Annotated in this window: 15 protein-coding genes; 6 read left to right on the top strand and 9 right to left on the bottom strand. The window is 66.8% G+C overall.

Annotated elements, in window-relative coordinates:
* Positions 1–6 precede the first annotated feature (6 nt).
* Positions 7–243 carry an acetyl-CoA carboxylase gene (locus TMO_RS05805; protein WP_014744670.1) on the bottom strand — a complete coding sequence of 79 codons (237 nt, stop codon included), beginning with the start codon at positions 241–243 and terminating at the stop codon, positions 7–9.
* A gap of 106 nt (positions 244–349) precedes the next feature.
* Positions 350–1132, bottom strand: a complete 783-nt coding sequence (locus TMO_RS05810) for a 5-oxoprolinase subunit PxpA (RefSeq protein WP_014744671.1) — start codon at positions 1130–1132, stop codon at positions 350–352.
* Positions 1133–1406: 274 nt separating this feature from the next.
* On the opposite strand from TMO_RS05810, the gene TMO_RS05815 reads away from it, so the two are divergent.
* Together TMO_RS05815 and TMO_RS05820 are read left to right on the top strand one after the other, a co-directional pair.
* Complete coding sequence (locus TMO_RS05815; protein ID WP_041604849.1) at positions 1407–2321, top strand: LysR family transcriptional regulator; 915 nt, start codon at positions 1407–1409, stop codon at positions 2319–2321.
* A 308-nt stretch (positions 2322–2629) separates the two neighbouring features.
* Positions 2630–3745, top strand: a complete 1116-nt coding sequence (locus tag TMO_RS05820; protein WP_187297815.1) for a JmjC domain-containing protein — start codon at positions 2630–2632, stop codon at positions 3743–3745.
* A gap of 24 nt (positions 3746–3769) precedes the next feature.
* On the opposite strand, the gene TMO_RS05825 is transcribed toward TMO_RS05820, so the two are convergent.
* On the bottom strand, positions 3770–4321 hold the full coding sequence (locus tag TMO_RS05825; protein ID WP_014744674.1) for a type 1 glutamine amidotransferase domain-containing protein: 552 nt from the start codon (positions 4319–4321) through the stop codon (positions 3770–3772).
* Positions 4322–4395: 74 nt separating this feature from the next.
* Positions 4396–5001, bottom strand: a complete 606-nt coding sequence (locus TMO_RS05830; protein ID WP_014744675.1) for a hypothetical protein — start codon at positions 4999–5001, stop codon at positions 4396–4398.
* Between the two features lie 190 nt (positions 5002–5191).
* On the opposite strand from TMO_RS05830, the gene TMO_RS05835 reads away from it, so the two are divergent.
* From TMO_RS05835 to TMO_RS05845, 3 genes are all read left to right on the top strand, one after another.
* The gene (locus tag TMO_RS05835; protein WP_014744676.1) at positions 5192–5800 is read left to right on the top strand and encodes a CDP-alcohol phosphatidyltransferase family protein; all 609 of its coding nucleotides are present in this window, start codon (positions 5192–5194) and stop codon (positions 5798–5800) included.
* A 138-nt stretch (positions 5801–5938) separates the two neighbouring features.
* On the top strand, positions 5939–6841 hold the full coding sequence (locus TMO_RS05840; RefSeq protein ID WP_014744677.1) for a hypothetical protein: 903 nt from the start codon (positions 5939–5941) through the stop codon (positions 6839–6841).
* Positions 6842–6844: 3 nt separating this feature from the next.
* On the top strand, positions 6845–7618 hold the full coding sequence (locus TMO_RS05845) for a DeoR/GlpR family DNA-binding transcription regulator (protein WP_014744678.1): 774 nt from the start codon (positions 6845–6847) through the stop codon (positions 7616–7618).
* Positions 7619–7622: 4 nt separating this feature from the next.
* Here TMO_RS05845 and TMO_RS05850 read toward each other — a convergent pair whose 3' ends face one another.
* Positions 7623–8501, bottom strand: a complete 879-nt coding sequence (locus TMO_RS05850; RefSeq protein ID WP_014744679.1) for an SDR family oxidoreductase — start codon at positions 8499–8501, stop codon at positions 7623–7625.
* 121 nt (positions 8502–8622) lie between these two features.
* Between TMO_RS05850 and TMO_RS05855 the strand changes: the two genes are divergently transcribed.
* Positions 8623–8982 (top strand): winged helix-turn-helix transcriptional regulator, encoded by a 360-nt coding sequence (locus TMO_RS05855; RefSeq protein WP_014744680.1) that lies wholly within the window; start codon positions 8623–8625, stop codon positions 8980–8982.
* Between the two features lie 37 nt (positions 8983–9019).
* Here TMO_RS05855 and TMO_RS05860 read toward each other — a convergent pair whose 3' ends face one another.
* Genes TMO_RS05860 through TMO_RS05870 form a run of 4 tightly spaced genes read right to left on the bottom strand, consistent with a single transcriptional unit; the run spans position 9020 to position 13941 of the window.
* Entirely contained in the window at positions 9020–12073 is a 3054-nt protein-coding gene (locus TMO_RS05860) for an efflux RND transporter permease subunit (RefSeq protein ID WP_081598789.1), read from the bottom strand.
* Positions 12006–12164, bottom strand: a complete 159-nt coding sequence (locus tag TMO_RS32755) for a hypothetical protein (RefSeq protein WP_272481412.1) — start codon at positions 12162–12164, stop codon at positions 12006–12008. Before TMO_RS32755 ends, TMO_RS05860 begins: the two co-directional genes overlap by 68 nt.
* The gene (locus TMO_RS05865; protein ID WP_014744682.1) at positions 12161–13387 is read right to left on the bottom strand and encodes an efflux RND transporter periplasmic adaptor subunit; all 1227 of its coding nucleotides are present in this window, start codon (positions 13385–13387) and stop codon (positions 12161–12163) included. Before TMO_RS05865 ends, TMO_RS32755 begins: the two co-directional genes overlap by 4 nt.
* On the bottom strand, positions 13384–13941 hold the full coding sequence (locus TMO_RS05870; protein ID WP_014744683.1) for a PadR family transcriptional regulator: 558 nt from the start codon (positions 13939–13941) through the stop codon (positions 13384–13386). The genes TMO_RS05865 and TMO_RS05870 overlap by 4 nt, the downstream gene beginning before the upstream one ends.
* Positions 13942–14077 lie beyond the last annotated feature (136 nt).

Raw genomic sequence — 14077 nt, forward strand, 5'->3', positions numbered from 1 at the left:
GCGCCCTCAGCCTTCAAGCTCGGCGAGCACCGCGCCCGCCATCACCGGGGTCTCGTTCTCGGCCAGGAAGCGGGTGATGGTGCCGGCGACCTCTGCCTTCACCTCGATGAACGACTTCATCACCTCGATCAGCCCGATCACCTCGCCCGGCGCGACCGTGTCGCCGTCGGATTTGAAGGGCGGCTGGTCCGGGGCCGGGCGGCGATAGAAGGTACCGGGAAGCGGCGAGCGGATTTCGGCCATCGATGAGGGTCCTTCCGGCTGGCAGGAATGCGGGTGTGGTTCGGGGGCTTGAGACCGTGGAGATGCGGGGGGGGAGAGGGAGAGAAGGGCGGGTCGTGCGTGGTCGTCAGGCTGCGGCGGAAACCTCGGCGGCATTGGCGATGCGGATGCCGGCATCGATCAGCCCGGCGCGGATGGCGGTGCCGATCTTGAGTGCGCCCGGCGTGTCGGAATGGAAGCAGATCGATTCGAACTCGATCTCGATATCGTCGCCCTCGACGGTACGGACGCGGCCCTCCAGGCAGGCCCGGACGCATTTGCGGGCCACATCCTCGGGGTCGAGCGCGCGCATCCGGCGGGCGAAGACGATCGAACCGGAATTGTCGTAGTCGCGGTCGGCATAGAATTCGCGGATCACTGGCAGGCCGGCCGCGCGGGCGACCGTGCAGGTCACCGACACATCCATGCAGTAGAGATAGGTTTCGGGGCTCGATTTCAGCAGCGCCTCGACCAGCAGCTGCGACAGGGTCTCGTCGCGGGCGACTTCCATATAGAGTGCGCCATGCGGCTTGACGTGCTGAAGGCGAACGCCATGACGGCGGGCGAATTCGCGCAGCGCCCCCAGCTGATAGATGATGTCGTTCACCAGCTCTTCCGGCCGCGCCTGGATCACCCGCCGGCCGAAACCCTGCAGGTCGCGGAAACCCGGATGGGCCCCCAGCGCCACACCGCGTTCGGCCGCCAGCCGCACCACCCGGTCCATCAGGTTGGGGTCGCCGGCATGGAAGCCGGTGGCGACATTGGCCGAGCTGATCAGGTCGAGCAGGACATCGTCCGGAGCTTCACTGATCGTCCAGTGGCCGAAGCTCTCACCGAGATCACAATTGAGATCGACCAGTCTTTTAGCCAAGCGTCTCTCTCCTGCTGCATGCGATCCGACGCGGTGGCGTGATACCGGAACGCGCTTGTTCACGTCTTCATGACAATATGGTGATCCAGGATTTAACCCCTCGGCAATTTCTAAATTATGAGAATGCATTATCGAAAAAATCGAACGCTTGAATCTTCAACGGCTCTTTCAAATCCTTCATTCTCATGCATATGATCGAGGGCGCTGACCCCCGTTCAGGCATCTGTTCCGAAAATGCGGTGAGGCATTATCTGAAAATCAGAAGGTGTCGCGGATGTCGCTCAACTTCCGCCACGTGAAGTACTTCGTGGCCACTGCCACGCTCGGGCAGGTGTCCCGGGCGGCCAAGGAATTGTCGATCTCGCAATCGGCGATCACCGCGGCGATCAAGGAGCTGGAGGCCGAGACCGGCAGCCGGCTGTTCGACCGCACCGCCCATGGCATGGAGCTGACCGATGCCGGCCGCCGCTTCCTGGCGGCCGGCTACAGGATCCTGGCCAGCATCGAGGAAGCGTTGCAGCCGGGCACCGCCGATGACGCCTTCTCGGGCACGCTGTCGGTGGCGGCGAGCTATACCGTGCTCGGCTATTTCCTGCCCCAGCATCTGGAGCGGCTGGAGCGGCGCTATCCCAATCTGCGCATCCAGCTTTATGAACTCAGCCGCGAGATGATCGAGGACGGGCTGGTCACCAACCGCTTCGACATGGCGGTGGTGCTGACGTCCAACGTCAACAATCCGGAACTGGTCACCGAAACCCTGATGTCGAGCCAGCGCCGGCTGTGGCTGCCGGCCGGGCACCCGTTGCTCGGCCGCGACCGGGTGCGTTTCGGCGACATCGCGGAGGAGCCCTATATCATGCTGACCGTCGACGAAGCGGCGCACTCGGCGCTCAAATACTGGAACCGCACCCAGCACCAGCCGAATATCCGCCTGCGCACCTCGTCGATCGAGGCGGTACGATCGATCGTGGCCAACGGCCAGGGGATCTCGATCCTGTCGGACATGGTCTACCGGCCCTGGTCGCTGGAAGGCAAACGGATCGAGACGGTGGTGATGGCCGAAGAGGTACCGCCGATGAATGTCGGCCTGGCCTGGCGCCAGGGCGTTGATCTCAGCCCTGCGATGCGCCTGTTCCGTGGCTATTTTGCCGAGGTCTATCAGACACCGCAGAGCATGCTGCCCAGGTGATCTGCATGTCTGATGACAGGTCACTGCAGATCGGCTATCAGGGAAGCAGGATGGCAATGATGCCGTCGTCTGTCGTCGGGGGCGGGATATGACGCGAAACGAGATCACGACCGAAAGCCGGAAGCAGGTTCAGGATCGTCCACTCTGGCTGCGGCCGGCGCTTGAAGTCTGGGCATTGGCGCCGGCGACCCGGTTGATGGACGTCGTCACCCCCGACGGAGGTCCCACCACGTCCTGATCGCGAGCGTGTGAGGGCCTGCATGATCGCGACACTGAGAGACCTTCTGCGGCGGCGCCCGGAAGGCCCTTTGTCTGCGGCCATGGAGGCAGGGCAGCGCCTGCATGTGAAGACCGGACAGGCAGCCGCCTGTGCCGGTCTTTTGCCATGGGCGGCGGTGAATGCCCGTCTGTCGGCGCAGGCGCTGATGGAGGGCGAGGTTTCGGTGATGCGGGCGGGCCGCGAGGTGCCGCTGGAGATGCTGACCCGCCTGGTTGGCGGCCAGCGGGTTTTGCTGGATGCCCAGCTTCAGACGCTCTGCCAGGGCGGGGCCAGCTTGGTGCTGCTCGGCATGCATAGGCATGTTCAGGCACTGGCCGCGCTGGCCGCCATGGTCGAGCGTCATGTCGAGGCCCCGGTCACCATCAACGCCTATGCCAGCTTTACCCGGGATGGCGCCTTCCAGATCCATCGCGACGGCCATGACGTGCTGGTGGTGCAGATCGCCGGCAGCAAGCGCTGGTTCTGTCATGGCCGGCGCAGCGACCCGCCCTTCGGCGGCGAAACGGTCGATCCCCGCCGCGATCCGGGCCCGCCCGAGGCGGAGATGGTGCTGGAGCCGGGCGATCTGCTGTTCGTGCCCAAAGGCGACTATCACCGCGCCGAAGTGGCTGATGCCGGCGGGCAGTCGCTGCATCTGACGGTGGCGATCCAGCGGCCGGACGGGGCGGAGGTGCTGCGCTGGCGGCTGCGAGAGATGGCGGACCGCCTGGCGGCACCGGTGCCGATGGATCCGTCCGCAATGGGTGCATATGAAGCGCAGCTGAAGGCGGTTCTGGCCGATCTGTGCGCCGGGTTGGATCTGGACCGCTTCCGGGCGGCGCAGGCCGCGGCGCGCCCGCTGGCCGGGGCCATGGCCCTCGGGCTGGCCACCGGGGCCGACGGACCGGAAGATGCGGTTCTGGTTCAGCCCGCCCTGCGCCGACGCCCGGTATTGCCGGCGACGGGGCCGGCCGACATCAGGGCTGGTGGCGTGACGACCCACCTGAATGCGCAGGAATGCGCGATCCTGGCACTGCTGCTGGACCGCGACATCGCGACGACGGGCGAGATCCTGGCCGGCCTGCCGTCCGAGGATCCGGCGGCCTTGCGTGCCGCGGTGGCGGCACTCGCCCGGCGGGGGCTGGTCTTTCTGACGGCCTCCTGACCCTTTCTCAGCCTGCCCCTCAGCTCAGCGGGCATGAGGGCCTTCGGCCACTTCCTCGACGATCTTGTCGACGAAGGCCGGCAGGTCGCCCGGATTGCGCGAGGTGATGATGCCCTGGTCGGTGACGACCTCCTCATCGATCCAGGTGGCGCCGGCATTGCGGACGTCGGTCGCGATCGAGGGGTAGGAGGTGGCGGTGCGGCCGCGCAGTGCATCGGCTTCGACGAGCATCCAGGGGCCGTGGCAGATCGCGGCGACCGGCTTGCCCGAGGCCACGAAATCCTTCACCACCTGCACCGCTTCGGGCACCTGGCGCAGCTTATCGGGATTGATCTGGCCACCGGGCAGGACCAGGGCGTCGAAATCCTCGATCCGCACATCGGCGGCCTTCAGGTCGACATCGGCCCGGTCGCCCCAATCGGTTTCATCCCAGCTGCGGATGCGGCCGGCTTCGGGGGCGGCGATCTGAACCTTTGCGCCGCGGCGCAGCAGCTCGTCCCGCGGATAGGTCAGTTCCGCGCGCTCGTAGCCGTCGGTTGCGAGGATCAGGATGCGGGCGTTTTCGATCACGGGCATGAGTCTCTCCTTCCGTGAGAGGGGGGAGGGAGACCAACCCGTGCGGGCGATGCGGGTTCCGATCCGCCGGTCGATCAGACCGGGGCGTGGGTGCGGCGGTCGGCGGTGAAGGGACGGCCCGAGCGCGGGCGCGGTCCCGTCTTCACGGCCACATCCGGCGGCGGGGCCAGTTCGTCATGCAGCCAGTTGACCACGGGGGCGGCGGTCAGCGCCATGCGGGCGACCTGGCCGACGATGGCATTGGCGGAATAGGGCGGTTCCATCAGCTGTTCCTGATTGACCACCACGATATGCTGGCGCGGCGTTACTTCCACGCCGATGCCGGTCCGGCCCGACCAGGATTTGCGCCCGACCAGCGACAGGAAGCGCTGGCGGCGTTCCGGCGCTTCGGCCGAATAGGGCAGCACGCCCAGATCGGCGATCAGGCTGAGGAAGACGCCCTCGGGGGCTGCGCGCAGCGTGCCGGTATAGGCGATCTCGCGCCAGCGGAAGGTGAAGCGCAGCGGATCGGTGCCATCCTTGCGACGGATCTCACCATCCTCGCCGATCGATACGCTGAGCGGCATGATCGGCAGCGGTTGGGACGAGATGAAGCGGATCAGCCGCTCGCGGCGCGCCGCGGCGCTTTCGGTCTGATGGCCGATATCCGCAATCGGATCGACGGCGTTGTTCTGGGTCATCGTCGGTCAGTTTCCCGCTGCGATACCGGTCTCGCGGCGATGCCGGCGGCGTGATGCGCTGCCGACAGTGCCAGTTCAAAATATAGGGGGCTCTGCATGGAATTGTCAGGCATGTCATGATGCGGAGGACGCATCTTTCGCAGCCGGTTCCCTTCCACGCGCATTCCGGGCTCCATCTTCGCCAGGTCTCATGTTTGACATTCCCGTCCGCCGACGTCTCGACCCGATCCTGGACCGTATCGGCCGCGGCCTCGCCGGTCGTGGCGTCCGGGCCGATGCTCTGACACTCGCCGGTTTCGGGGTCGGCCTTGCCGCCGTGCCCGCCCTTGCCCTGGGAGCATTCTGGACTGCGCTTGGTTGCATTCTGGTTAACCGCATCGCAGATGGGCTGGATGGTGCGGTGGCCCGCGCGGCAGGGCCGACCGATCGCGGCGGCTTTCTGGACATCGCCTGCGACTTCCTGTTTTACGCCGCCGTGCCCCTGGGTTTCGCCCTGGCCGACCCGGCGGTGAACGCGCTGCCGGCGGCCTTCCTGATCTTCGCCTTCGTCGGCACGGGATCGAGCTTTCTGGCCTTCGCGGCGATCGCCGCCAGACGCGGCGGCGTGCCGCCTTCGGGCCACCGCGGCAAGGCGATCCACTATCTGGGCGGGCTGACCGAGGGCACCGAGACCATCCTGGTTTTCGTGATCATCTGCCTGTGGCCGGCGACCTTTCCCTGGGCGGCCTGGATCTTCGGCGGGCTGTGCCTGATCACCACCGCAACCCGGATCGCCGAGGGCATGCGCGTGTTCAGATGAGGGCGGAGGTATATCCACAGAAATGCACGAGTCCACGGAAATACACAGAGCTGACATCGATCTGCAAACCAGCCGCGGCAGGATGACGGCCGTGCGGCGATGCGCGCACGGATCTTCCCCTCCCAAGGACAGACAGCCATGTTCAAGCTCGTCTCCGGTGGCCTCGCCACGCTTGCGGCCGCTGCGGCCGTGGTGCTTCCGATGACCTTCGCCGCGCCCGCCCGGGCTGCGGATATCGACAATTCGGCGCTTTCCCAGGCCGATTTCCGCCCCCATGCCCGCACCTTCGGCCTGGTCTATACCCTGCCGGCAGAGGTGAATGATCTTCTGGACCGCACCATCCGTGGCCCGCTGAGGGAACGGCTGCTGGAACTGGACCTGGTGGCCGAGGCGGTGAAGCCGAACATCCCCCATGTCACCGTCGTCCATGTCCACAATGCCGATCCCGAGACGCCGGCGCGGATGCTGGAGGCGCTGCCCCGGCTGCCGCCGGTGCTGAACGTCACCCTCGGCCGGTTCTACACCACCGAGGCGGCCAAGGGCGCCGGCCACCCCTGGTGGCTGGATCTGGGCCTCGCCAAGGAAGGTGACGGATTCGAGGCGATGATGGGCTTCAACACCACCGCCACCGCCGCCCTGGCGCCGCTGCGCGACGGGCCGCTGCCGCGCGTGACCGGTCCGGTCTATGCCGCGATGGGCGATGCCGGCAAGAAGCTGGTCCAGACCGTGGGCGTCAGCGGCGTGAATGTGGTGGACGGTGGCAAGGAGCTGCGCAGCCACAACCCGCACACCACCCTGGTCTACAGCATGGCCCGCTTCACGCCCGAGCTGCAGGCGGCGATGAACCAGACCGCCGAAGCCTTCAACCAGATCCTGCCCGACCCGATCCCGGTCAACTTCAAGACCGTCTCGATCGTCGAGCTGGGTTTTGCCGGCAATGTGACCCGCGAGATCTATCGCGTCAGCCTGACCGATGGCGCGGTGACCGAGATCGCCACCGGCCGCCAGCTGCCGGCCCGTCAGCCTGCCGCCCGGAACTGACACATGCTTGCGGATGAACGCCATCAGCGGATCCGCGCCCTGGTGGCGACCCTCGGACGGGTCGCCACCGATCGCATTGCGGCCGATCTGGGCGTGTCGCGCGAAACCGTGCGCCGCGACCTCGTGGAGCTGGAGGCGCGCGGCGACCTCTGCCGGGTGCATGGCGGCGTGCTGGCCCCGCGGCCGGCGGCCGAGCCGCCGCTGGCCGAACGCAGCCGGATCCGCCCGCGCGAGAAGCAGGCGATCGCCCGCGCCGCCGCGCTGAAGATCGAGCCCGGCCAGACCCTGTTCCTGGATGCCGGCAGCACGGTGGCGGAACTGGCGGCTGTGCTCGCCACCCTGACCGGGCTGACGGTCGTCACCAATTCCTTCGAGGTCGCCGGACGCATCGCCATGGCCGGTGCCGGCATGCGCGGGCTGGAGGTGATCCAGTTGGGTGGCCGGGTCGTGCCGGGGGCGGGGGCCACGCTGGGCGCCGCCACCATCGCGGAGGCCTTGCGTCATCATGCCGACTGGGCGTTGCTCTCACCGGTTGCCGTCGATGCCGGCGCGGGTGCCACCAGCCACGACCATGACGAGGCCGAACTGGCCCGCGCCATGACCGCCCGCGCCGACCGGGTTGCGATCCTGGCCGACCATGCCAAGATCGGCCAGCGCAGCCGGGTCGGCTATTGCCCGGCCGAGCGGATCGATCTGCTGGTCACCGACACCCGCGCCCGCGATCTGCCGGCACTGGAGGCGCTGATCGATCTGGTCGGCGAGGTGGTCATTGCCTGAGCCGTCATCCGCGGTTCCCGCCATAGCTGGCCCGCAGGAACTCGATCGGTGTCGTCGGCTTGCGGCCGAGAAGTTTCTCCAGATCGTCGCTCTGGCCGTCCCACTCGCCGGCATTGACGCCCTGTACCCAGGCCAGCACGAAGCCGGCAACCGGTTCGGGCAGTCCTGCCGCCATCAGCCGGGTGATGTAGTCCTGGTCCGGGATGGCATTGAACGGCACCGGCCTGCCGCTGATGTCAGACAGAATCTGCGCAACATCCCTGAAGGACACGGCCGGACCGCCGTAGAGCGAATAGGCCTTGTTCTCGTGCCCACTTTCACTCAGCACGACGGCATGCGCTTCTGCCAGGTCGTCGCGGCAGGCATAACCCGCCTTGCCGGCGCCGGTCGGGGCATTGACACCGGCATTCAGAAGATTGCCACCGGCATAGAGTTCAATGTTTTCGAGAAACGGCGGATGACGCACCAGCGTGTAAGTCAGGCCGGATGCCTTCAGTTTTTCTTCGACGCGGAGATCTTCCCCGGTTACCTGCGGAAGGCTGAAGCCAGAGCCGGCCTTGTGGATGATCGGCATGTAGACGATGTGCTTCACGCCGGCATGTCGTGCCGCATTGATGACGTTGTCGTGCTGGGTTGTCCGATCCGTAAAGGCCGTGGCGGAAACGAGCATCACTTTCTCGACGCCATCGAAGGCGCGCAGAAGTCCGTCGTGGTCGAAATAGTCGCCGCGACGGATCTCAATCCCCTTCGAGGCAAGGCCTGACGCCCTGGCGGGATCGCGGGCAAGACCGACAAGATCGCCGGCAGGCCTGCGCTTCAAAAGATGGTCGAGAGTCATTCGGCCGATATTACCGGTGGCGCCCGTCACAAGGATCCTGGTCATGATGTTCCCTCTATAGGCTCGCGCTCCTGCGCGTCGACATCGTCGTCCGATCCAGGTATGACAGGGCAGACTCTCGATCCAGTACTGACCTTTTTGTAAGTGTCGGAAACAGGAGATCAGAATGACCGGGACAAATTTCCAATGCGGCCTGGAAGCCGTTCTGGCCATTCTCGGCGGCAAGTGGAAACCGCTGATCGTTTATCATCTGGCCGGCGGGCCCAGACGCACCGGCGAGCTTCGCAGACTGGTGACCGGCGTGAGCGAAAAAATGCTGATCCAGCACCTCAAGGAGCTGACGGAGGACGGCGTCATCCGGCGGATCGATTTCCAGAAGGTGCCGCCGCATGTCGAATACGACCTGACCGGTTTTGGCAGAAGCCTGGCACAGGTCCTCGCGCCGCTATGCGAGTGGGGAACCCGTCACACTGCCGAGGTCGCAATGATCGTGCAAAAGCGGGACGGGGCTGCGAAGACCGCCTGACAGGCATGTCGCGTGTCGTAATCGGCGCCCCCTCGTATCAGGCATCTGCCTTTCGCCGCGACAGCCGGCCGGCCACCCGCCGCACCCAACGGCCGACCCGGTCGCCCAGTACCAGCATCGACGGGGTCAGGATCAGGGTCAGCAGGGTGGCGAAGCCCAGGCCGTAGACGATGGCGGTGGACAGCTGCGTCCACCATTGGGTGGACGGGGCGCCGATCGCGATCACCCGGTTCGGGATGTCGACATTGATCGACAGCATCATCGGCACCAGGCCCAGCATGGTGGTGACCGTGGTCAGCATCACCGGCCGCAGGCGCTGCGCGCCGGTGCGGAGCGCCGCTTCCACGGCATCCACGCCCTTGCCCCGGATCTCGTTATAGGTGTCGATCAGCACGATGTTGTTGTTGACCACGATGCCGGCCAGCGCGATCAGCCCGATGCCACCCATCACGATGCCGAAGGGCTGAGCGGTCGCCATCATGCCGATCAGCACCCCCAGCGACGAGAACACGATCGCCGAGAGGATCAGCGCCGTCTGATAGAAGCTGTTGAACTGGGTGACCAGGATGATGGCGATCAGGAACAGCGCGATGCCGAAGGCGCGGCTCAGGAATTCCTGGGCCTTGCGCTGCTCTTCGTCCTGGCCCTTGAACTTGACCTCGACCCGGGGATCGAGCGGATTGGCCGCCAGCCAGGCGCGGATCTCGCGTACCTTGTTGTCGGCCAGGACGCCATCGGGCACTTCGGCATCCACCGTCATCACCCGGCGGGCATCGGTGCGGTTGATGATGCCCTGGGTGGGGGCGGCGCGGCGTTCGACGAAATTGCTGATCGGCGTCTGGCCCATCGCGGTCTGGATGCGCAGCTGGTCCAGCCGGTCGCCGGTGCGGTCGATTTCAGGGAAGCGGACCCGGATTTCGACCTCGTCATCGGTATCGTCCGGGCGATAGGTGCCGACATTGACGCCCTGGGTCACGAAGCGCACGGCATTGCCAACCCCCAGCACATCGGCGCCGAAGCGGCTCGCCTGGGCGCGGTCGACGACCATCTCCCACTCGATGCCCGGCACCGGCCGGCTGTCGGCGATGTCGATCATGCCGCCGATCTGATGCATGCCGGCGAGCACATGGTCGACGGCGCCCGGCAGGGTTTCGGGGAAACGGCTGGCCAGTTCGATCTGGATGGCCTTGCCGACCGGGGGGCCGGCCTCTTCCTCGCGGGCCTCGATCACCAGGCCCGGATGGTGCTTCAGGCGCTGGCGGATGGTTTCGAGGATTTCACTCGCATGCGGACGGGTGCGCCAGTCGGCGAATTCCAGATTGATGATGCCGATCACGTCCTCGGGCAGATCCTCGCCGCGGATGGTGCCGGTGCGGGTGTAGACGGTTTTGAAGCCGTCGAGCTTCAGCACCTCGGCCTCGACCTCGCGGACCAGGGTCTCCTTTTCCGAGATCGACATATTGCCGCGGGCGCGGACCTGGACCTGGGCATTGTCGGGTTCGACCGAGGGGAAGAATTCGACGCCGCGGCCGAACATGCCATAGGCCTGCAGGGTGACGACCGCCGTGACCAGCGCAATCGCCACCACCACCCAGGGGTAGCGGACGGCCTTGTCGAGGGTGCGGACATAAAGCCCGGCAGGCCCGCCGACCGAACGGATGTCGCCGTCTTCGGCCGCGCGCAGCATCTCCACCACCCGGCCGCTCGATTTCGCCGGCTTGCCGATGATGCTGCCCAGCACCGGCAGGAAGATCAGCGCCATGGCGAGCGAGGCGGACAGCGTGACGATCAGGGTGATCGGCAGGAATTTCATGAACTCGCCGACGATGCCCGGCCAGAACAGCAGCGGCAGGAAGGCGGCCAGCGTGGTGGCGGTGGACGAGATGATCGGCCAGGCCATGCGGGTGGAGGCCTCGCGATAGGCCTGGATGCGGTGCACGCCTTCCAGCATGCGGCGGTCGGCATATTCGCTGACCACGATCGCCCCGTCGACCAGCATGCCCACGGCCAGGATCAGCGAGAACAGCACCACGATGTTGACCGTCAGCCCCATGGCGTGCAGCACCAGGATGCCGGTCAGGAACGAGCCCGGAATGGCGATGCCGACCAGGATCGACGAGCGCAGCCCCAGCGCCGCCAGCACCACGATCATCACCAGGATGATCGCGCTCGCCACATTGCTCGACAGGTCCGACAGCATCAGCTCGATCTGCTGCGACTTGTCCTGGCTGTACGAGATTTTCACGCCCTCGGGGAAGAGGGCGGCCTCGGCATCGGCGACCGCGCGGACCTCGTTGATCGTGTCGATGATGTTGACGCCGATCCGCTTGGTCACCTCCAGCGCGATCGCGGGCTTGCCGTCGACGCGGGCGAGCGATTCGGGGTCCTTGAAGCTGCGCTGGCCGACCGCGACGTCGCGGAAGGTCACGACCCGGCCGTCGATGGCCTTGATCGGCATGTCGAGGATGTCGTCGATCGACTGGATCAGCCCCGGCACCTTGACCGAGACCCGGCCCGCCTCGCTGTCGAGCGCGCCGGCCGGCACCAGCTGGTTGTTACGGCCGACCAGCTGGACCAGTTCGTCCTGCGAAATGCCATAGCTGTCGAGCGCGCGCGGATCGACCACGATCTCGGCCAGATCCTCGCGATCGCCGGCGATGTCGACCTCGAGAACGCCCGAGAGGCCCTCGATCTTGTCCTGCAGGTCGCGGGCGAGGCGGATCAGCAGGCGCTGGTCGACATCGCCCGACAGCGTCACCACCAGGATCGGGAACAGCGCGACATTGACCTCGTGCAGTTCCGGTTCCTCGGTCTCGCCGGGCAGGTCGGCCTTGGCGATGTCCATCTGCTCGCGGACATCGCGCTTGGCCTTTTCGATGTCGAAACCGGCCTCGAATTCCAGCACCACCGTGGCATAGCCTTCCTCGGCGGTGGCGCGCATCTCCTTCAGCCCCTCGACGGAGCGCAGTTCCTGCTCCATCGGGCGGATCAGCAGCCGCTCGGCATCCTCGGGCGAGATGCCGTCATGGCGCATGGTGATGTAGAGGATCGGGATCGCGACATCGGGGTCGCGTTTCCTTGGGGATGTCATTATAGGCGACCGAACCGGTGATCAGCAGCAGCAGCAGCAGGCTGAGCACCGTGCGGCTGCGTGCAAGACAGGCATTGATCAGCGTCTTCACGAGCCGGCCCCTTCACGCGCCGGGGCCTTGGTGGCGCCGGCCGCCGACAGATCGAGCTGGTCGAGCATGCGCTCCACCTCGGGCGGCAGCGGCACCAGGCCGCGCAGCTCCTGCGGCTGCACCTCGACCGCAATCACCTTGTCCCCGGGGGCGACATAGCCCTGGCCGACCACGATCACGCGCGCATGTTCGGCAAGCCCGGTGACCCAGACCCCGGCATCGCTGGCCGAGAGGATCGAGACCACGTCGAAGGCGACCCGGTCGTCGCCGTCCACCACCTTGACACCCACCCGGCCGCGCTCGTCGAGCGACAGGAGGGCGGGGGTGAGCAGCACGGCCGGGTTGCGATCCAGCGGCACCGCCACCTCGGCCGTCACCCCGCCGGGGAGCAGGCCGTCGGGATTGCCGACCTCGATTTCCACCCGGAAAGTGCGGGTCTGGGCATCGGCCTGACGGCTGATATAGGCGACCGTGCCGGTCACCAGGCTGCCGTCGGCCAGTCGGGCCCGGGCCTGCTGGCCGACCCTGATGGCGCCGATATCGCGTTCGGCGATGTCGGCGACGATCAGATAGGGCTCGGGCGCCAGCACCCGGGCGACCTGAGTGCCGGGCGAGACATAGTCGCCGATCTCGACATGGCGGCGGTCGACGATGCCGGCAAAGGGGGCGCGGACGATGGTGTCGTCGATCTGCTGCTCGATCTGGGCAAGCTCGGCGCGGGCCGCCTCGAACTCGGCCTTGGCCTCGGCCAGGCGCAGCTCGGTCTGGAATCCCTTGGCACTGAGCGATGAGGCGGCCTTCAGTTCCGCCCGGCGCTGTTCGATCAGGGCCTGGGCGCGGGCGCGGCGCGGCTCAAGATCGCGGGTGTCGAGTTTCGCGATCTCGGCCCCGGCCTTGACCCGGCTGCCCTGGGACACGGGCAGTTCGATGACCCTGCCGGCGCTTTCGGCTGCCACATCCACCACCCGGCGCATCTCGGTGCGGCCGCTGACCACCAGATCCCGGACCTGGGCGGTCAGCGTCAGCTCGGCCACCCTGACCGTGAATGGCTCCGCTGACGCCGCGGGGGCCGCCTCCCCGGCGGCCGGCGCCGTCCCGGCCGCTGCATCCGTCGCCGGATCGGTGGCGGCATCGGCGTCGAAACCGTATTCGATGCGGCCGGTATACATCCAGGCACCGAGGGCGGCGGCCAGGATCAGGGCGAGCAGGATGGAGCGGTTCATGAAGGATCCCCGTCGTTGCGGGCGGCGGTTGCGGCAAGAGCTTCGACCAGGGCAGGGCCCCGGGTTTCGACATGGGCGAGGGCGGCGCCATAGACGGCGCGCCCGAATTCAAGGGTGAAACGCGGCCCGGGCGGGATCTCGCCCTCTGCCTCGGCCTCGCGCCGGTCCAGATCGGCCAGGATCTCGCGATATTCCCCGGCCTTGATCTTGAGCGCGTCCTCGATCCGCGCCGGCGGCAGCAGGGCGGCGAAGAACATCTGAATCATGAATTCCGAGCGCACCCGCTCCCGCGGGCGCGTGCGGCACAGCGCCTCGGTGAAGCGGGTCAGGCCTTCGGGCGTGATCCTGTAGATCTTCTTGTCGGGCCGGCCTTCCTGCTCCACCTCGGTGACCGTCACCAGCCCTTCGGCGGCCAGATCGGCCAGGGCCGGATAGATCGAGCCGAAGCCCGCCGCGTGGAAATGCGCGAAGGCCCCCTCGAAAACCTGCTTGATCTCATAGCCCGTGGCCTCGCCGAGCGTCAGCACGCCCAGGCACAACGTCCGCACGTCCATGGCGTCGGCCCGCCCCGTCTCCCTGGTGGATCGTCCCGTGATATCGATCCGATATAGCCCCGCCGCACTGTGCCATGGAGGCCGGGTCGACGCTATGTGAGATCCGTCACAAACGAGGGGGATTTCGCGCAACGAG

Source organism: Tistrella mobilis KA081020-065 (genome assembly GCF_000264455.2).
Lineage (GTDB): Bacteria > Pseudomonadota > Alphaproteobacteria > Tistrellales > Tistrellaceae > Tistrella > Tistrella mobilis.

Excerpts from the sequence above, each read along its gene's own strand:
- TMO_RS05825 (WP_014744674.1), bottom strand. The coding sequence starts at position 4,321 with ATGCCCGTGATCGAAAACGCCCGCATCCTGATCCTCGCAACCGACGGC.
- TMO_RS05850 (WP_014744679.1), bottom strand. The coding sequence starts at position 8,501 with ATGACCAGGATCCTTGTGACGGGCGCCACCGGTAATATCGGCCGAATG.
- TMO_RS05860 (WP_081598789.1), bottom strand. The coding sequence starts at position 12,073 with ATGACATCCCCAAGGAAACGCGACCCCGATGTCGCGATCCCGATCCTC.
- TMO_RS05870 (WP_014744683.1), bottom strand. The coding sequence starts at position 13,941 with ATGGACGTGCGGACGTTGTGCCTGGGCGTGCTGACGCTCGGCGAGGCC.
- TMO_RS05835 (WP_014744676.1), top strand. The coding sequence starts at position 5,192 with ATGTTTGACATTCCCGTCCGCCGACGTCTCGACCCGATCCTGGACCGT.
- TMO_RS05845 (WP_014744678.1), top strand. The coding sequence starts at position 6,845 with ATGCTTGCGGATGAACGCCATCAGCGGATCCGCGCCCTGGTGGCGACC.
- TMO_RS05815 (WP_041604849.1), top strand. The coding sequence starts at position 1,407 with ATGTCGCTCAACTTCCGCCACGTGAAGTACTTCGTGGCCACTGCCACG.
- TMO_RS05865 (WP_014744682.1), bottom strand. The coding sequence starts at position 13,387 with ATGAACCGCTCCATCCTGCTCGCCCTGATCCTGGCCGCCGCCCTCGGT.
- TMO_RS05830 (WP_014744675.1), bottom strand. The coding sequence starts at position 5,001 with ATGACCCAGAACAACGCCGTCGATCCGATTGCGGATATCGGCCATCAG.
- TMO_RS05840 (WP_014744677.1), top strand. The coding sequence starts at position 5,939 with ATGTTCAAGCTCGTCTCCGGTGGCCTCGCCACGCTTGCGGCCGCTGCG.
- TMO_RS05855 (WP_014744680.1), top strand. The coding sequence starts at position 8,623 with ATGACCGGGACAAATTTCCAATGCGGCCTGGAAGCCGTTCTGGCCATT.
- TMO_RS05805 (WP_014744670.1), bottom strand. The coding sequence starts at position 243 with ATGGCCGAAATCCGCTCGCCGCTTCCCGGTACCTTCTATCGCCGCCCG.